This window comes from Microbulbifer sp. YPW1 (genome assembly GCF_013367775.1).
Taxonomy (GTDB): Bacteria; Pseudomonadota; Gammaproteobacteria; order Pseudomonadales; family Cellvibrionaceae; genus Microbulbifer.
On the sequence record NZ_CP055157.1, the window covers coordinates 1485001 to 1500734 of the forward strand.

The window sequence follows — 15734 nt, forward strand, 5'->3', positions numbered from 1 at the left end:
CATTACAACCAATCAACGCACTACCGGCGGCGTACTGAAGGTGTGGTACGGCGCCGGTGATGGCACAGTCCACTCCAGACCCTGCGGGTTTTCCCACACTTCATCGGTGGCTTTGCGGCCGCCGCGCACCGTGCGAATCACGTTGAACAGGAACACGATCTGCGCAGCGCCGAACAGGAAGGCGCCCACGCTCGCGATCTGGTTGAAATCGGCAAACTGCAGCGCGTAGTCCGGGATACGCCGCGGCATACCCGCGAGACCGACAAAGTGCATCGGGAAGAAGGTGACATTCAGGCCGACAAACGCCATCCAGAAATGCACCTTACCCATGGTCTCGTTGTACATGTTGCCGGTCCACTTCGGCAGCCAGTAATACACCCCGGCAGTGATCGAGAAAATGGCACCCGGTACCAGTACATAGTGGAAGTGCGCCACTACGAAATAGGTATCGTGATACTGGAAGTCCGCCGGTGCGATGGCGAGCATCAGCCCGGAGAAACCGCCCAGGGTAAACAGGATCACGAAGGCAATGGAAAACAGCATGGGGGTTTCGAAGGTCATCGAGCCCCGGAACATGGTGGTTACCCAGTTGAACACCTTCACCCCGGTGGGCACCGCAATCAGCATGGTCGCGTACATAAAGAACAGCTCACCGGCAATGGGCATGCCCACGGTGAACATGTGGTGCGCCCATACGATAAAGCTGAGGAAGGCAATCGACGCGGTGGCGTAGACCATCGAGCTGTAACCGAACAACGGCTTGCGCGCGAAGGTGGGAATGATCGCCGATACGATACCGAACGCCGGCAGGATCATGATGTACACCTCGGGGTGGCCGAAGAACCAGAACACATGCTGGAACAGTACCGGGTCACCACCGCCGGCGGCGCTGAAGAAGCTGGTACCAAAGTGGATATCCATCAACATCATGGTCACCACACCGGCGAGCACCGGCATTACCGCAATCAGCAGATAGGCGGTGATCAGCCAGGTCCACACAAACAGCGGCATCTTCATCAGGGTCATGCCCGGCGCGCGCATGTTCAAAATGGTGGCGACAATATTGATCGCCCCCATGATGGAAGACGCACCCATGATGTGAATGGAGAAGATAAAGAAAGTTACGCTGGGCGGCGCATATTCGGTGGATAGCGGAGCATAGAAAGTCCAACCGAAGTTGGGCGCGCCGCCCTCCATGAACAAGGTGGATGCCAGCATCGCGAACGCGAATGGCAGAATCCAGAAGCTCCAGTTATTCATCCGCGGCAGCGCCATATCCGGGGCACCGATCATCATCGGCACCATCCAGTTGGCGAGGCCCACAAACGCGGGCATCACCGCGCCGAACACCATGATCAGACCGTGCATGGTGGTCATCTGGTTAAAGAATTCCGGCTGCACAATCTGCAGGCCGGGCTGGAAAAGTTCGGCGCGGATTACCAGCGCCATGCAACCGCCAAGCAGGAACATCGCAAAACTGAACCACAGGTACATCGAGCCGATGTCCTTGTGGTTAGTGGTGTAGAGCCAGCGGGTAAAACCGGGTTTCGGACCGTGTGCCATAACTAAACTCCTTTCGGCTCCTGCTTACTTATTCTTGAAATTGAGAATGTCGATGGGCTGCACGGTGTCGCCCATATTGTTGCCGAAGGCATTGCGCTGATAGGTGATAACCGCAGCGAGATCCACTTCACTCAACTGTGCGCCGAAGGCCTGCATCGCGGGATTGCTCGGTGAGCCATTCACCACCATGCTCAAATGGCCATCCATCGCACCGGTGGCGATCTTGGAGCCGGCAATGGCCGGGAAGGCACCGGGCACACCCTGCCCTTTCACCTGGTGACAGGCGGCGCAGGTGCTCTCATAGACTTTCTTGCCGCGCTCGTACAGCTCGTCAAACGTGAAGGTCTTGTTGGTCAGCTCCTTGATCTTCGCCGCCGCTGCTGCGCGATCATCGAGCCAGGAGTGGTATTCATCTTCCGGCACGGCCTTCACCACAATTGGCATAAAACCGTGGTCCTTACCGCACAACTCCGCACACTGGCCGCGGTAAATCCCCGGTTCCTCGATGCGGGTCCAGGATTCGTTCACAAACCCGGGGATCGCATCTTTTTTCACTGCGAGATCCGGCACCCACCACGCGTGGATTACATCGTTGGCGGTGATCAGGAAGCGAATCTTTTTATTGATCGGCACCACCAGCGGCTCATCCACTTCCAGCAGATAATTTGCAGTTTTCGGCTGCTGGTTATCGATCTGTGCGCGGGGGGTGGAGAGATTGGAGAAGAAGGTGACATCGGAACCCAGGTAGTCGTATTTCCACTTCCACTGGTAGCCGGTGATCATGATGTCGAGATCGGCTTCCTTGGTGTCGTAGATATCGTAAAGGGTTTTGGTGGCGGGAATCGCCATACCGACGAGGATCAGCGTGGGTACAATCGTCCACGCCAGCTCCACCAGTGTGCTCTCGTGAAACTGCGCCGCCTTGTAGCCCTTGCTTTTACGGTGACGCCACATGCTGTAGAACATCACCCCGAACACCACAATACCGATCGCCACACAGATCCAGAAGATCAGCATGTGCAAATCGTAAGTGGTTCGGGAAACTTCGGTAACCCCCTGGGTCATGTTGACCCCCCAGCGCTCCACACCCTCTTCGGCTTTCTGCGCAGTTTCCTGGGCAAAAAGTTGGGGCGCGATGGCCGAGATGGTCAGGAAGGCGAACAGCCGTTTTAAGCCCATCAACATCGCCTGCAGATCTCCATGTTTGTTATTCTCGCGAGCCGCTTTCCTGCGGTCACATCACTGCGGGCCTGCCACACGAATACTGCTTTCGCTGCGGTATCGGGTGCGCAGTCGCGGCGCTGCAACCAACAAAATAGCAAAACCCTGTAACAGCGGTTGGCTGCTCGGAGGACTGGAGTCTGCCCCGATCGCAAGATCGGGAAATAATCCACACATCTTAAATGTGGACATGCTGTAGTAAACCAAGACTACATACACTGTTCGCACACCGGGGAGGACCACAGTTGCGCGATACTGCTGTCAGTGCAACTTGTTATTTTTACTTCAGATGTCGTCGCCCGGAAGGTACAACCAACAACCTGTGTCTTTTCGTCGCATCTAGCGCTATCAAAAGAAACACATCGCCAGAAGAAAGTCAATTAAACCGCCAACTTACATGAAAAATTCACCGGCGCCTTCGCGTGCCATTCAGCGCCGTTTTGCCGCCCCCTATGTGCGGGTCTGGCGCCTTGCCTGGCCCATGATTCTGAGCAACATCACAGTGCCGCTTCTGGGCGCGGTAGACACTGCTGTGCTCGGTCACTTGGCCAGCCCGGAATATCTTTCCGGCGTGGCTATTGGCGCCAGTGTGATTTCCATGCTGTTGTGGGCGTTCGGCTTTCTGCGTATGGGGACCACCGGACTGGTGGCGCGGGCAAGCGACAGCGCAAAGGGCGCCGCCTGGCTACTGCGCGCGTTGTGGATGTCGGCAATACTCGGCCTGCTGGTACTGTTACTGGCGTCGCCGCTGCTTCCGCAGATTACCCAGTGGATGAATGCCAGTGCGGAGGCCGCACCGCACGCCCGCGACTATTTGCAGATCCGCCTGTTGAGTGCACCACTGGCACTGGCCAACTTTGCCTTGCTGGGATTTTTTATCGGTCGCCAGGACAGCCGCGCACCGCTGGCAATACTGGTTACCGCCAACCTGCTCAATATTCTGCTCGACCTGATCCTGATCCTCGGCCTGGATATGGGCGCGAGAGGCGCGGCCTGGGCGTCGGTATCCGCGGACCTGTGTGCTTTCGCGATGGGGTTCTGGCTGCTGTCCCGGCGGCACCGCAACACCGTCCGGGAAATACGCGCAGTAATGGCCGCAACCGACTTCTGGCCGTGGCGGCGCGGCGCGCCGTGGTGGGAGCTGCTGCGTATCAATACCGACCTGTTTATCCGCACCTGTCTGCTGCTGTTCACACTGACGTTTTTCACTGCCCAGGGCGCAGCCCAGGGGGATACCGTGCTGGCCGCCAACGCGATTCTGCTACAGCTGCTGATGATGACATCCTATGCGCTGGACGGCTTTGCGCATGCCACCGAGTCCCTGGTTGGGCGCGCAGTGGGACGTGAATCCATGACACAATTCCAGCGCACCAACGCGGCCGCGGGGGTCTGGGCGCTGGTTTCCGCCATTGTCGTCACACTGATCCTGATCACCGGAGAAGGCTGGATTTTGCCGCTGTTTACCAGTATTCCGCCGGTGTTGACGGCAAGCGCGGAGTTTTATCCCTGGCTGTGTGCACTCCCCCTGGTGGCGGTATGGAGCTATCAACTGGATGGGGTATTCATCGGGGCGGGAAAAAGCAGGCAAATGCGTGACACCATGTTCATCGCAACTGTGATCGTGTTTTTACCTTGCTGGTGGTTTACGCGACACTGGGGTAACACTGGCATCTGGTTCAGCCTGTTTTTGTGGTTTGGCGCACGATCTTCCGGATTGATGGTCTACTTTTATAACTACACTAAGAACAATTATTGGCTGTAATTGGAGATACGCACCGAGTCCACTTCCAACGTTAAGCAGTCTTGTCCGCACTCTGGATCAATCCCCTGCCATCAGGGGCAAACGGGGGGTCAGCAGACAAAGAAACGGGGAGGCGGTTTCGTCGTTTTCGTTTTGATGTATGTGTGACCATTATCAACTGATCCAGCAGTGTATCGACCGCGCCGTGGCTGCAGAGCAGTCCCGTGGGCGCTTTCGTCGCGCGTTGCACGATACCCTGCCGAACCTGCATCGCAGCATCCACCTGCCGCAACGCGACGCACCCCTGCATATCACCTGCTTTGTCATCCGCTATATCCAGGCCATTCCTTCCTGGATGCAACGACTCGATGAGATGTGTAACGCCGGCGGCCTGGATTTTCACCCGTTGCGGGAACTGATCCTGCACAGCTTCAGCCAGGTGCCCGAGCGTCAGCCCTACGAGCACGGCCTGGGTTCCATTCTGGATGAGGCCTATCTGGCCCATCGCGCGATGGAGGAAATCAACGATATGCTGCACCCCCTGTGTGGTACGCCGCTGCTGCCGATGGATCCGATGGTGGCCAATCTGGTGGTGCGGGAACTGCTGGGAGAAAAGCTGGCGTGCCAGCTGGACGATCTGGCAAATATTTTGCTGCAGCGCTTTGAACCGGCGGAACTGGATCCGGAAAGGCTGGTATCCATGATCCTTTACAAACAACGCTACGACGATGCACCGGGTGAATGGCCGGACTTCGCCAGCCAGCTGCAGATTGAACTGCGTACCCCTTCCCTGTCCAGGCAGATCGACCTGTCGCACTAGGCGTAAGCTGCCAACGCTGACAAGTTCGCGCGCTACCGCTCGACGATCTGGCGCCAATTTGTGAAGAAATCCACCTCTCCCTGCAACAGGGCACGGTTCAGGTCATCTGCTTGGCGGTGCAATTTATCGTTATAAAAATACAGGCTGCCACCGCGCAGGGTAAACCCCCTGGGGTTGTCGCTAAGTAACTGGTAAAAGGTTTCCTGGCGCTCCAGATATTGCAATACCCGCGCCTTGCTAAAACGTCCCTTGCGATATTTATCGAAGATTGCTTCCTGCAACTGTCGCTCGACCAGAGCGCGCGATTCTGCTGAGATCCGGCTGATATCGAGCAGGCGATTGATATCCGAGCGCAGATCCTCCAGATACCGATCCGCAGCTTCCGCGGCTATTTTTGTCCGGTAAATCGTGCGTTTCCGGCGCGACTGATACTGGGAGCTCTTGGCATTTTTCAGGCTCCACATCTCTTTTTTTGCCATTTCCATCAGGGGGCGGAAAATGGTTTTGTGCAGACGGTTGGAGTTAACCGTAAGACGCTGGCAAATTTCCAGCGCGCCCTGCCAATCGGCAAAAGGCTTGTCGACCAGTACCGCATCCGGCAACGCAGCGATCCGCTGATCGAGCCGCTCTTCTTCTGACTGCAACAGTTCCGGGTTTTTCTCCCAGTCATTTTTTTGCAGGGTAAACAGGGACAGCAGTCCCTGGTTCACACAGCGGGTAATCAGGTGCGCAGTCTGGGCCTGCTGCTGTACGCGCACCTCGCGGTAGTGGTCAAGGCCCGCGTAGCCCGCAATAAGTAAAACGATCGCCAGTGCGATCAGGGGATAGATTTTCTTCAAGGAATTCTTTTTTTAGTGGATTAATTTTTATCGGCCGGTCCCGAAGGCGGCTGCAGTATTTTGACTGCGGTTTCTTCCACTTCCCTGTCATCGGTCTGATTCACCCGGGTATCCAATTCCCGTGGAGATGCCTGTAAGCGTATTTCGTCCTTGAAGCCACAGGCTACGCACTCGCGATAATTTTTATCGCCCAGTTTGTAGTTGACGATCTTGTCCATCTCGCTGCAGCGGGGGCACACAGCACCGGCAATAAACCGGCGCTTGGTGGGCTTTTCAATGTTCTGGTTATCGCTCATGGGTTACCTCATTCAATACCCGAGTGCCGCAACAGTGCGTCTATTTTAGGGGCTCGGCCGCGAAATTCTGCGAACAGGTCCTGTGCATCTCGACTTCCGCCCTGCTCCAGGACCGTGCTCAGGAAGTGATTGCCGGTGGCGGGATCGAAAATTCCCGTCTCCTCGAACAGGGAAAACGCATCCGCGCTCAGTACTTCGGCCCACTTGTAGCTGTAGTATCCGGCGGCGTAACCGCCGGCAAAAATATGGCTGAAACTGTTCTGGAAACGGTTATCCGGGGAAACCGGGACCACCGACACCCTGGCCCGAACCTCGTTGATCAGGCGCTGGATTTCCTCTGCATTGGCGCCCTCCGGGCGGGAGTGCAGCAGGAAGTCAAACAGGGCGAACTCCAGCTGGCGCACGGTAAACATGGCGGACTGGAAGTTCTTGGCCGCGAGCATTTTTTCCAGTAATTCCTGCGGCAGCGGCTCACCAGTCTCGTAATGACCGGCAATCATCGCCAGTGCCTCCGGCTCCCAACACCAGTTTTCCAGAAACTGGCTGGGCAACTCTACCGCATCCCAGGCAACACCGTTAATGCCGGAGACCGCGGCCACGTCCACCTGGGTCAGCATATGGTGCAGGCCGTGGCCGAATTCGTGGAATAAGGTGGTGACCTCGTAGTGGGTCAGCAGTGCCGGCGTGTCTTTACCCGAGCCGGAAGCGGCAGTCGGCGAAGAAAAGTTGCATACCAGGTAGGCCACTGGCAGCTGTAGGCCACCACTGGTCTGGCGGCGCACCCGCGCGTCATCCATCCAGGCGCCGCCGCGCTTGTTCTCGCGGGCATAGGGATCGAGATAGAAGCCGGCAATGGGCTCGCCGCCGCGCTTCAGCCAGTAAAAGTGCACGTCCGGGTGATAGGTGGCTACCGAGCTGTCCTGCTCGGCGCTCACGCCGAACAGCTTTTCCGCTACCGAGAACAGGCCCGACAATACTTTCGGATACGGAAAATACGGACGCAGCTCTTCCTGGCTGACCGCGTAGCGTGCCTGCTTGAGCTTCTCAGCGGCCCAAGCAACATCCCACGGCTGCAGGCGGTCGATACCGAGCTCACTGTCGGCAAATGCCTGCAGCTCGGCAAACTCTCGCACCGCGGCGGGCTTGGCGCGCTTGGCCAGATCCCACAAGAAGGTTTCCACATGCTCGGGAGATTCTGCCATCTTGCTGGCCAGGGAGCGCTCTGCGTAGTTCTTCATTCCCAGCAGATGTGCCTGCTCTGCGCGCAGGGAAAGAATTTCGGCCATCACATTGGCGTTATCGAACTCACCGGCGTTGGGGCCAACATTGGAGGCGCGGGTGATAAACGCGTAATGCATCTTGTGGCGCAGTTCGCGGTTCTCCGCGTGGGTCATCACCGCCAGAAAGCAGGGGCCATCCAGGGTCAGCAACCAACCGGATTTCCCCTTCGACTCCGCCAGTGCCCTGGCGGTGGCCAGCGAGGATTCGGGGATACCTGCCAGCTCGGCTTCCTCGGTGATATTCAGTGTCCACGCATTGGTGGCGTCCAGCACATTATTGGCAAATTTGCTTTTCAGTTCTGCCAGGCGCTTGCTGATGCTGGCGTAACGTTCGCGCTTCTCGCCTTCCAGGCTGACACCACCAAGATGCATGTCGCGAAGACCATGACGCACCGCCTGTTTGCGCGCCTGCGGCCAGTTGGCAAAATCTGTGGACTTGGCCAGCGCCCGGTAGACAGCGTAGAGCTCCGGATTCTGCCCGAGCTCCGTCCAGTATTCGGTGACCTGGGACAGGCACGCCTCGTAGGGCGCGCGCCAGTCGCCACTCAGTACGCTGTTCAGGTGAGAGACCGGAGAAAACGCCTTGCTCAGCTGATCCTGAGCCTCTTCCAACGGCGCCATGGTTTCTTCCCAGCTTGGGTTACTTCCCGCATTTTGCAGACAAGATTGCAGCTGTTCTCGACATTTGGCGATGAGCTCTGCGATTGCCGGCTCGGCGTGCTGCGGCTTTACAGTATCGAACGGGGGCAGCAGCGGAGCGCTCAACAGCGGGTTGGGTGCGGGCGATTCAGACATCGGAATTCCTTGTCGACGGGCCCCCGATGATGCAACACCGGGCGCGGAGAAGGGTTAACATATGCCCAGTATTCTAGTGGATTGCCCAAGCGGAGGTCAGCCTTGTCCAAATCCGATTTACCCCAACACACCTTGCGCGAACATCGCGGCCAAACCCCGACACTCGGAGAGCGCGTATTTATTGATCCCCAGAGCTGCGTGATCGGCGATGTCGAACTGGGCGATGACTGTTCCGTGTGGCCGATGACCGTTATCCGCGGTGACATGCACCGGGTACGTATCGGCGCCCGCACCAGCGTGCAGGACGGCTCGGTACTGCATATTACCCACGCCAGCGACTTCAACGAGGGCGGATGGCCACTGACCATCGGCGAGGATGTCACCATCGGCCACAAAGCGTGTCTGCACGGCTGCACCGTGGGCAGCCGGGTGCTGATCGGTATCGGCGCGATTGTATTGGACGGAGCGGTGATCGAAGACGAAGTGGTACTTGCCGCCGGGGCACTGGTGCCTCCCGGTAAACGGCTGGAGAGCGGATATCTGTACGTGGGCTCACCGGCAAAACAGGCGCGGCCACTGACGGAAAAGGAAAAAAAGTTCTTTACCTACACCGCCGGAAACTACGTCAAGCTCAAGGACGAATATCTGGCGAAAAATTAGCGCGCAAAACCTCGCTCAGTGCCAGAAAATCCAGCGAAAAAACTTGCTTAACGGGCCCGCTTTTAGATCCATTCAGGCGGGCTTTTTTGTTAAAATTTGAGCTTGGTTTTCGAGCCAGTTTTCCAGCCTAATGATCCGGCGCATTATCGATGAATACCACGAGTAAGGACTCCGACCTCGCCCAATGGCACCAGTGTATCGCCAACCTGCTGGATAGCGAGTCAGACTCCGAGCGTATCTATGAGCTGCTGCGTGGCGCCGAAGCCCTGGTGCGCGGTAACAGCAGCATGGCGATTCTGTACCCTGCAGATGGCCCGCCGGAAATTACCCATCATCGTCTGCTGGCCAACGAGCAGCTGAGCACCCAGGTGGATCGCTATATCGAGGGTGCCTATCTGTTCGACCCCTTCTATCGCGCTGCGGTGGATGAAAACAAGCAGGGATTTTACCTGCTGCGGGAAGTCGCACCGGACGCCTTCGCACAGACGGAATATTTCCGACGCTACTATCGCGAGGCCAACCTCGGCGACGAGGGGTGTTATCTGCTGCGCGGTGAAAACGGAATCATCGCCAGTCTCTCTATCGGTCGAGCGTCCGACCTGGGTAGCGGGCGCTTTTCTTCCCATGAGGTTTCACTGCTGAAATCGCTGTTGCCCATTGTGGAAAGTGTGCTGCGAAAGTGGATTTACAATTACCACCGCAGTGGCAGCCAGATCGAGACTTTCGGTAAACGCCTGGAAAGCGCGCTGGAGAATTTCGGCAGTTCACTGCTGACCAAGCGCGAGTGTGAGGTGCTGCACATGACCATGCGCGGACACTCGATTAAATCCATGGCGGAGAAGCTCGACGCCAGTGTGGATACCATCAAGACACACCGCAAAAATATTTATTCCAAGCTCGATGTTACTTCCCAATCCGAGCTGTTTTACCTGTTTATCAGCGCCCTGCGCCATCACTCCGGAACTGACCCGGATCCGCTGACCAGCCTGGAAAAATAAGTCGACGGACACAAAAAATCCCGCATCCACTGTTTGCAACGAGGTAGGCGTCGGAACAGCGGTGCGGGCAAATGTCCACAAGACAGAAATCAGGACAAGACAACAATCACAACAGAATTATTTCTGAGTAATGGGAAAACCCATCTTCTCCACCATACGCACCCAGGGAATACGCCAGCCGCGTTTTTCATCCAGGGTATCCAGTGCATACATGGTGATCTTTGCGCCGATCCAACGGAATGGCTCCGGCGGAATATACGCCGGCTGAGAAATGGCAAACTTCAACCCGAGCTCCGGGACTTTTTTGTCGTCCAGAATCGCCAGCGCAACGCGCGCGCCAAAGCGTGTGGCTGTCACACCGAAACCGGAGTAACCGCCGGCATACAGCATCTTTCCGCCGTGATAATGCTGATAGTGCACTGCCATACGTGTGGTCAGGGCAATGGGACCGCTCCACGCGTGGCTGAAGTTAATGCCGCGCAATGACGGAAAGGTGCGGTAAAAATTTTCGATCAGGCGCACATAGGGTTCCGGCGCCTTGTCGTCTTCCGGGTCGGTATTGTTGCCGAAGAAATAGTCCAGACGGCCACCGAACAGAATGCGATTGTCCGCGGTCAGGCGCATGTAGTTGAGCTGGGTGCGGGTATCGTAGATGCCCTGACGGTTTTGCCAGCCGATACTCGCCAGCTGCTCTTCGCTCAGTGGCTCCGTCACCACGATGCGGTCGCGGATGGCGGCAACGCGGTTGCGGATTTTCTTGTTGCCGGAAGCGAAGGCGTTGGTGGCCAGTAGCACCTTGTTGGCCTGTACGCGGCCTTTTGGTGTTTTCACCAGTACGCCTTTGCGATTTTTGGCGTTGCTGACCATGGGCGTGTTTTCGTAAATCTTTACACCCAGCTCCATGGCAACACGTTTCAGGCCCCAGGCGAGTTTTGCCGGGTGCACGGTGCCGCTGCGTTTTTTCGACCACAGGCCACCGTTAAACAATGGTGATTTCACTTCCTGTTGCACAGCATCCTTGTCCAGCAAGTGTGCGTCGTGGCCGTAGTGGCGATACAGCTCGTATTCCTTCTCAATATCCTCGATGCCTTCATCGCCGACAGCGACGGTGAGCTCACCGCCCCACTCCAGGTCGCAGTCGATACCGTAGCGCTCGATGGTCTCGCGGAAACCGTCCAGGTTTTCCTTGCCCAGTTGCTCCAGCATTTCCATGTCTTCGGGAAACAACCGCTGCGCATTGGCCAGGCCGTGCATCACCGACGTGGACAGAATCGCCGCCGGCCGTCCGGAGGCCCCGATGGCGATGCTGTTGGCCTCGATCAGCACAACATCGCGTTCGGGATTGGCTTCCTTGGCCTGCACCGCGGCCCACAGACCGGTAAATCCACCGCCGACAATCAGCAGGTCACAGTCCAGCGGTCGCTGCAGCGCGGGCTCATCGCGCGGGCGCTGCGGTGCATCCAGCCAGTAGGGAAAGAAGGTCGTTTTTTGTAGCGCTTCCAGAGCGTCCGCCCTGGTTTGTGGGTCACACATGATTACCTCTTTATCATCGCGTTATCGCCGGCGCGTAATTAGAAAATGTTGTAGCGAACCGAAACCCCAAAGGTGGTCGGCGCCTGGCGATAGAAAGAGCGGCCAGCAAAACTGGAGAACGCATAGGTCTCCGCACTGCTGTCCTCAATGTTTTTGATCCAACCACTGACTTCCCAGCGCTCGCCGGCATCGCTCAGCGAGGCTTCCGCGTCCCAGGAGTGCACAGGTCCGGACAGAGCGTTGTCGTCCGCCAGCTGTGCGGTCATCTCATCGCTGTAGGTGTAGCTGGTCTGCAGGCGCAGGTTGTAGTCGGCGAGCGGCAGGTCGTAGGCGACCAGGCTGTTGTAACTCCATTCCGGGGCCTGCGACAGCGAGGCGCCTGCGGGCAGCGGTGCGGCCAGGGCATCCACAAACAACTGGTTTACGCCATCGGCGTTGTCGTTCACCGACGGATCCGCGGCGATGCCGCGCATGTCGGCGGTGCCCGGTGCCCTGGTGACTTCGCTATCCAGGAAGGCCACACCGGCCATTACCGTCAGGTTGTCGGTGGGCAGCCAGTGCAGGTCCAGTTCGAAACCGTTGGTTTTGGATTCCGGTACATTGACCAGGGTGGTATCCGCTACCGGGAATTCCAGGTAGTTACTGAAATCGTCAACGATGATGGTCACCAGTGACTGGCGATCGGTGTAGTCGAGACTGAACAGGGCACCGTTCAGCTGCAGCGAGGCGTCGAACAGGGTGGCCTTGAAGCCCGCTTCAAAAGACAGAACTTTTTCCGGCTCCACGTACGCCCAGCTGGCGTCGTCGAGAATCGCTGCGCCGTAGTAGGCGCCGGCCTTGTAGCTGTTGGATACGTTGGCGTAGAGCAGCAGGTCGTCGTGCAGCTGCCAGTCGAGACCCAGCTTGCCGGTCACGGCATTTTCGCTGCTGCTGTCGTTGAGCTCGGCGATGGTGTCATTGAACGAGTAGATATCGTCGTGGTTGGTGGAGATACCGTCGAAGGTGCGGTCGTCCGCGCTGTAGCGGATACCGGCGACCAGGTTGAAGGAATCGCCCAGCGCGGTTTCGGTGTGCAGGTAGGCCCCCCAGGATTTGGTGACCTGCTCATATTCTGCGGTAAGCAGGTCCCACCCCTGAGCGGAAACATCGGCCGGGTCGAGTACGAAGGTGCTGGCCACGGAATCGGTGACGAAGAAGGAATCGTCGAACACATCGCGGACGTTTACCGTGTCCTCGGAAATATTCACCCCGGCGACCCAGGTGGTGGCACCGTCACCATTGCTGACCACGCGGAATTCCTGGGACCACTGGCTCATTTCGTTGTCCTGGTACAGGTCGAGAATCGCCGCGGAGGAGCCGCCGTAGTTGTCCACCACCTCGCGGTCGTAGGCATCGATCGCACTGATGGAGATGAAGTCAAAGGTTTCGAAACCGTAACTCAGATTCAGGGACGCGCCGTGGCCGGATTCATCGCGGGCCACCTTCAGGTCACCAACGTTGACGGTAGAGGCATCGTCGTTGCTGTTAAGTTCGTCGAACGAGGGATCGCCGAAGGCATCGCCGAGACCACTGACCTGAGGTGAAACCGGAGTGGACTTGTCACGACTGAAGTACACCTTGACCAGCGCCTCGCCGTTATCCGCAAACGGGAAGGAAACCTGGCCGCGGCCCGCGGAGCGGTCCACGCTGCCGAACACGCGACCGGTCTGGGGGTCTTCCTGCCAGCCGTCCGCCTTGGCCATGTTCAGGCTCAGGCGGCCCAGCACTTCGCCGCTGATCTGACCACTGACCACGCCCGTCATTTCGCGTGCGCCGAAGTTGCCAATACCCGCATCCACAAAGGCTTCAAATTCGCTGGTGGGTTTTACGCTGATGAAATTGATCGCACCACCGGTGGTGTTCTTGCCGTAGAGGGTGCCCTGGGGGCCCTTCAACACTTCGACCCGCTCGATATCGAACAGCTGGCCGCCGAGGAAGGACGGGTTGCTGGCGAAGACTTCGTCGGTGTAGATACCTACACCGCTGCTGTTGTTGGGGCTGAAATCGTCGAGGCCGATGCCGCGGATGGCGAACACTGGGGTGCCGCCTGAAGTGCTGTTCACGGTGACCAGGCCCGGGGTGTGTGCACCCAGGTCCACGGCGCTGTCGATGCCGAGGTTCTGCATCATCTCACCACTGAACGCATTGGCGGATACGCCGATGTCATTCACCGACTGCTCACGCTTCTGCGCGGTGACGGAGACTTCTTCAATCTGGTTGGCGAAGGTGCCGGATGATATTCCCATCGTGGACAGGAACGCGCCGGTAACGGCGACGGCAAGCGTGTTCTTGGTGAAGCGTCGGCTGGTGTAACCCGAAAATCCCATGACGATGTCCCTCTGATTCAATTATCTGTTTTATGTTGAGGGAGACTATAAAAACCGAATCAAAATTCAGGTATCACCCCAACGGGTGAGGAAACCGAGCTTTTATTCAACTTTAAAAACAAGCACAAAAACCCGCAAGTAGCGGGTTTTTGTCAGAAATTTGCGATATTTTTCTAGGCGTTTAACAGGCTACAGAGCAGTAAGAACTCCAGAGGTTTCGCTTGCCAGCTTACCGTTCTGCTTTTCGGCCCACAGGATCGCCAGCTCACCCAGCAACAGGGTGACGACGGAACCGATCAGCACCGGCCACTGCACACCTTCACCGGGTGTGTAGATAAACAGGAAAATGCTGCCGGCCAGTACCGCGACACAGAACAGTGTCAACGCCCGTGCAAAACCGTCTCCACCGGGCACCCGGAAGGGACGCGCGCGCGCGCCATCGGTGCGGCGCATTTTCAGGAACGCCAGGAACATACCCACATAGGGCAGCAGGAAAATAACCCCACTGAAGGCAAACAGCGACCAGAACAGGTCCTCGTTGGTTTCCACCAGAAAACCGTACAGCACCAGGATAAATGTGCTCATCAAGCCCATCAGTACCGCGGCGCCCACCGGGGTGTTGCGGCTGCGGCTTTTTATCGCAAACGCTTTCGGCAGTTCGCCCTCTTCCGCCGCTTCTGCCGCCGCGCGGTTGCCACCGATGGCCCAGGTAACGCCGTTGGAGAAAAATGTATAGAGCGCACCCACACCCAGCAGCATCACCACGGTTTCTCCAAAGGGCAGTGAAGCAAAGAAGAGCTCCAGGGTATCTACCAGGCCCTCTACCAGATCGATATCTTTTGCCGGGATGGCAGCCAGAATGGCAGTGGTGCCGAGGATATACAGCAGCAGGATAATCGCACCGGAAATCAGGATCGAGCGCGGCACATCGCGCTGCGGATTGCGCATTTCCTCACTGCTGGCACTGATCAGCTCGAAGCCGAGCATGCCGTAAATGATCGCGGGAATGTACTGCAGGCTGTCGCCCAGGTTGGGCTTGATACTCTCGAAAGTGATCGGGTTGGCGAGTCCGTTTTCCGCAGCGTAAAACACTGCGCCAGCGCTGATCACGAAAAAGATGACGATCTTGATTATGGCACCGATGTTCGGCACCCACTTGCCCACATTGAGTGTCACCACGTTGGCGATCACCGCCACCCAGGTAAGCACAATGCCGAGCCCGATCTGCACCGCGACCCCCATGCCCGGCCAGAACAGCTGTTTCGCCACGCCGGCAAACAGGATGAAAATCGCCGGCATCCAGATCGCCACATTGACCCAGTAACTCCAGCTGATACGCGACGCCCAGCGGCCGCCAAATGCGTCCCGCACCCAGGCGTAGATGCCCCCTTTTTCCGGATAGGCACAGCCGAGTTCGGCGGATACCAGGGCAAAGGGCACAAAGAAAAACAGCCCCAGAAACATCCACCAGAAAATACTCGAGGTACCGATGGCGGCGGTGGCGGCAAGGGTGTCCACCAACAGGATGGCGGACACGGTAAACAGGATCATGTCCCGTTTACCCAGATTCTTTTTGACGGCTACTTCTGTCACGGAGATTCTCCCGCGTTACTTATTTTATT

General features: G+C 57.5%; 12 protein-coding genes. 4 read left to right on the plus strand and 8 right to left on the minus strand.

What is annotated here, in order from left to right:
• Positions 1-12 precede the first annotated feature (12 nt).
• Positions 13-1563 (minus strand): cytochrome c oxidase subunit I, encoded by a 1551-nt coding sequence (ctaD, locus tag HUW35_RS06285; protein WP_078084159.1) that lies wholly within the window; start codon positions 1561-1563, stop codon positions 13-15.
• A gap of 24 nt (positions 1564-1587) precedes the next feature.
• Positions 1588-2748, minus strand: coding sequence for a cytochrome c oxidase subunit II (coxB, locus tag HUW35_RS06290; RefSeq protein ID WP_181254754.1), 1161 nt, complete (start codon positions 2746-2748; stop codon positions 1588-1590).
• A gap of 433 nt (positions 2749-3181) precedes the next feature.
• On the opposite strand from coxB, the gene HUW35_RS06295 reads away from it, so the two are divergent.
• Both HUW35_RS06295 and HUW35_RS06300 read left to right on the plus strand, forming a co-directional pair.
• Positions 3182-4546 carry an MATE family efflux transporter gene (locus HUW35_RS06295; protein WP_255463515.1) on the plus strand — a complete coding sequence of 455 codons (1365 nt, stop codon included), beginning with the start codon at positions 3182-3184 and terminating at the stop codon, positions 4544-4546.
• 139 nt (positions 4547-4685) lie between these two features.
• Positions 4686-5345, plus strand: coding sequence for a hypothetical protein (locus HUW35_RS06300; RefSeq protein ID WP_181254755.1), 660 nt, complete (start codon positions 4686-4688; stop codon positions 5343-5345).
• A 32-nt stretch (positions 5346-5377) separates the two neighbouring features.
• Here the strand turns inward: HUW35_RS06300 and HUW35_RS06305 are convergent, their stop codons facing one another.
• Genes HUW35_RS06305 through HUW35_RS06315 form a run of 3 tightly spaced genes read right to left on the minus strand, consistent with a single transcriptional unit; the run spans position 5378 to position 8555 of the window.
• Positions 5378-6184, minus strand: coding sequence for a hypothetical protein (locus HUW35_RS06305; protein WP_181254756.1), 807 nt, complete (start codon positions 6182-6184; stop codon positions 5378-5380).
• Positions 6185-6204: 20 nt separating this feature from the next.
• The gene (locus HUW35_RS06310) at positions 6205-6480 is read right to left on the minus strand and encodes a YheV family putative zinc ribbon protein (protein WP_181254757.1); all 276 of its coding nucleotides are present in this window, start codon (positions 6478-6480) and stop codon (positions 6205-6207) included.
• Between the two features lie 8 nt (positions 6481-6488).
• Entirely contained in the window at positions 6489-8555 is a 2067-nt protein-coding gene (locus HUW35_RS06315; RefSeq protein WP_181254758.1) for a M3 family metallopeptidase, read from the minus strand.
• A gap of 102 nt (positions 8556-8657) precedes the next feature.
• Here HUW35_RS06315 and HUW35_RS06320 point away from each other — a divergent pair, with 102 nt between their 5' ends.
• Both HUW35_RS06320 and HUW35_RS06325 read left to right on the plus strand, forming a co-directional pair.
• On the plus strand, positions 8658-9215 hold the full coding sequence (locus HUW35_RS06320) for a gamma carbonic anhydrase family protein (protein WP_255463516.1): 558 nt from the start codon (positions 8658-8660) through the stop codon (positions 9213-9215).
• A gap of 149 nt (positions 9216-9364) precedes the next feature.
• Complete coding sequence (locus HUW35_RS06325; protein ID WP_181254759.1) at positions 9365-10213, plus strand: helix-turn-helix transcriptional regulator; 849 nt, start codon at positions 9365-9367, stop codon at positions 10211-10213.
• A gap of 117 nt (positions 10214-10330) precedes the next feature.
• Here the strand turns inward: HUW35_RS06325 and HUW35_RS06330 are convergent, their stop codons facing one another.
• The 3 genes from HUW35_RS06330 to HUW35_RS06340 all read right to left on the minus strand — a co-directional run bounded on the left by HUW35_RS06330 (position 10331) and on the right by HUW35_RS06340 (position 15705).
• The gene (locus tag HUW35_RS06330; protein WP_181254760.1) at positions 10331-11746 is read right to left on the minus strand and encodes an FAD-binding oxidoreductase; all 1416 of its coding nucleotides are present in this window, start codon (positions 11744-11746) and stop codon (positions 10331-10333) included.
• A 38-nt stretch (positions 11747-11784) separates the two neighbouring features.
• The gene (locus HUW35_RS06335; RefSeq protein ID WP_181254761.1) at positions 11785-14112 is read right to left on the minus strand and encodes a TonB-dependent receptor; all 2328 of its coding nucleotides are present in this window, start codon (positions 14110-14112) and stop codon (positions 11785-11787) included.
• Between the two features lie 189 nt (positions 14113-14301).
• Entirely contained in the window at positions 14302-15705 is a 1404-nt protein-coding gene (locus HUW35_RS06340) for an APC family permease (protein ID WP_255463517.1), read from the minus strand.
• Positions 15706-15734: the final 29 nt, after the last annotated feature.

Bases quoted from the DNA above. Each gene is read 5' to 3' on its own strand.
- ctaD (WP_078084159.1), bottom strand. From the start codon at position 1,563: ATGGCACACGGTCCGAAACCCGGTTTTACCCGCTGGCTCTACACCACT.
- HUW35_RS06335 (WP_181254761.1), bottom strand. From the start codon at position 14,112: ATGGGATTTTCGGGTTACACCAGCCGACGCTTCACCAAGAACACGCTT.
- HUW35_RS06325 (WP_181254759.1), top strand. From the start codon at position 9,365: ATGAATACCACGAGTAAGGACTCCGACCTCGCCCAATGGCACCAGTGT.
- coxB (WP_181254754.1), bottom strand. From the start codon at position 2,748: ATGTTGATGGGCTTAAAACGGCTGTTCGCCTTCCTGACCATCTCGGCC.
- HUW35_RS06310 (WP_181254757.1), bottom strand. From the start codon at position 6,480: ATGAGCGATAACCAGAACATTGAAAAGCCCACCAAGCGCCGGTTTATT.
- HUW35_RS06300 (WP_181254755.1), top strand. From the start codon at position 4,686: ATGTGTGACCATTATCAACTGATCCAGCAGTGTATCGACCGCGCCGTG.
- HUW35_RS06315 (WP_181254758.1), bottom strand. From the start codon at position 8,555: ATGTCTGAATCGCCCGCACCCAACCCGCTGTTGAGCGCTCCGCTGCTG.
- HUW35_RS06330 (WP_181254760.1), bottom strand. From the start codon at position 11,746: ATGTGTGACCCACAAACCAGGGCGGACGCTCTGGAAGCGCTACAAAAA.
- HUW35_RS06295 (WP_255463515.1), top strand. From the start codon at position 3,182: ATGAAAAATTCACCGGCGCCTTCGCGTGCCATTCAGCGCCGTTTTGCC.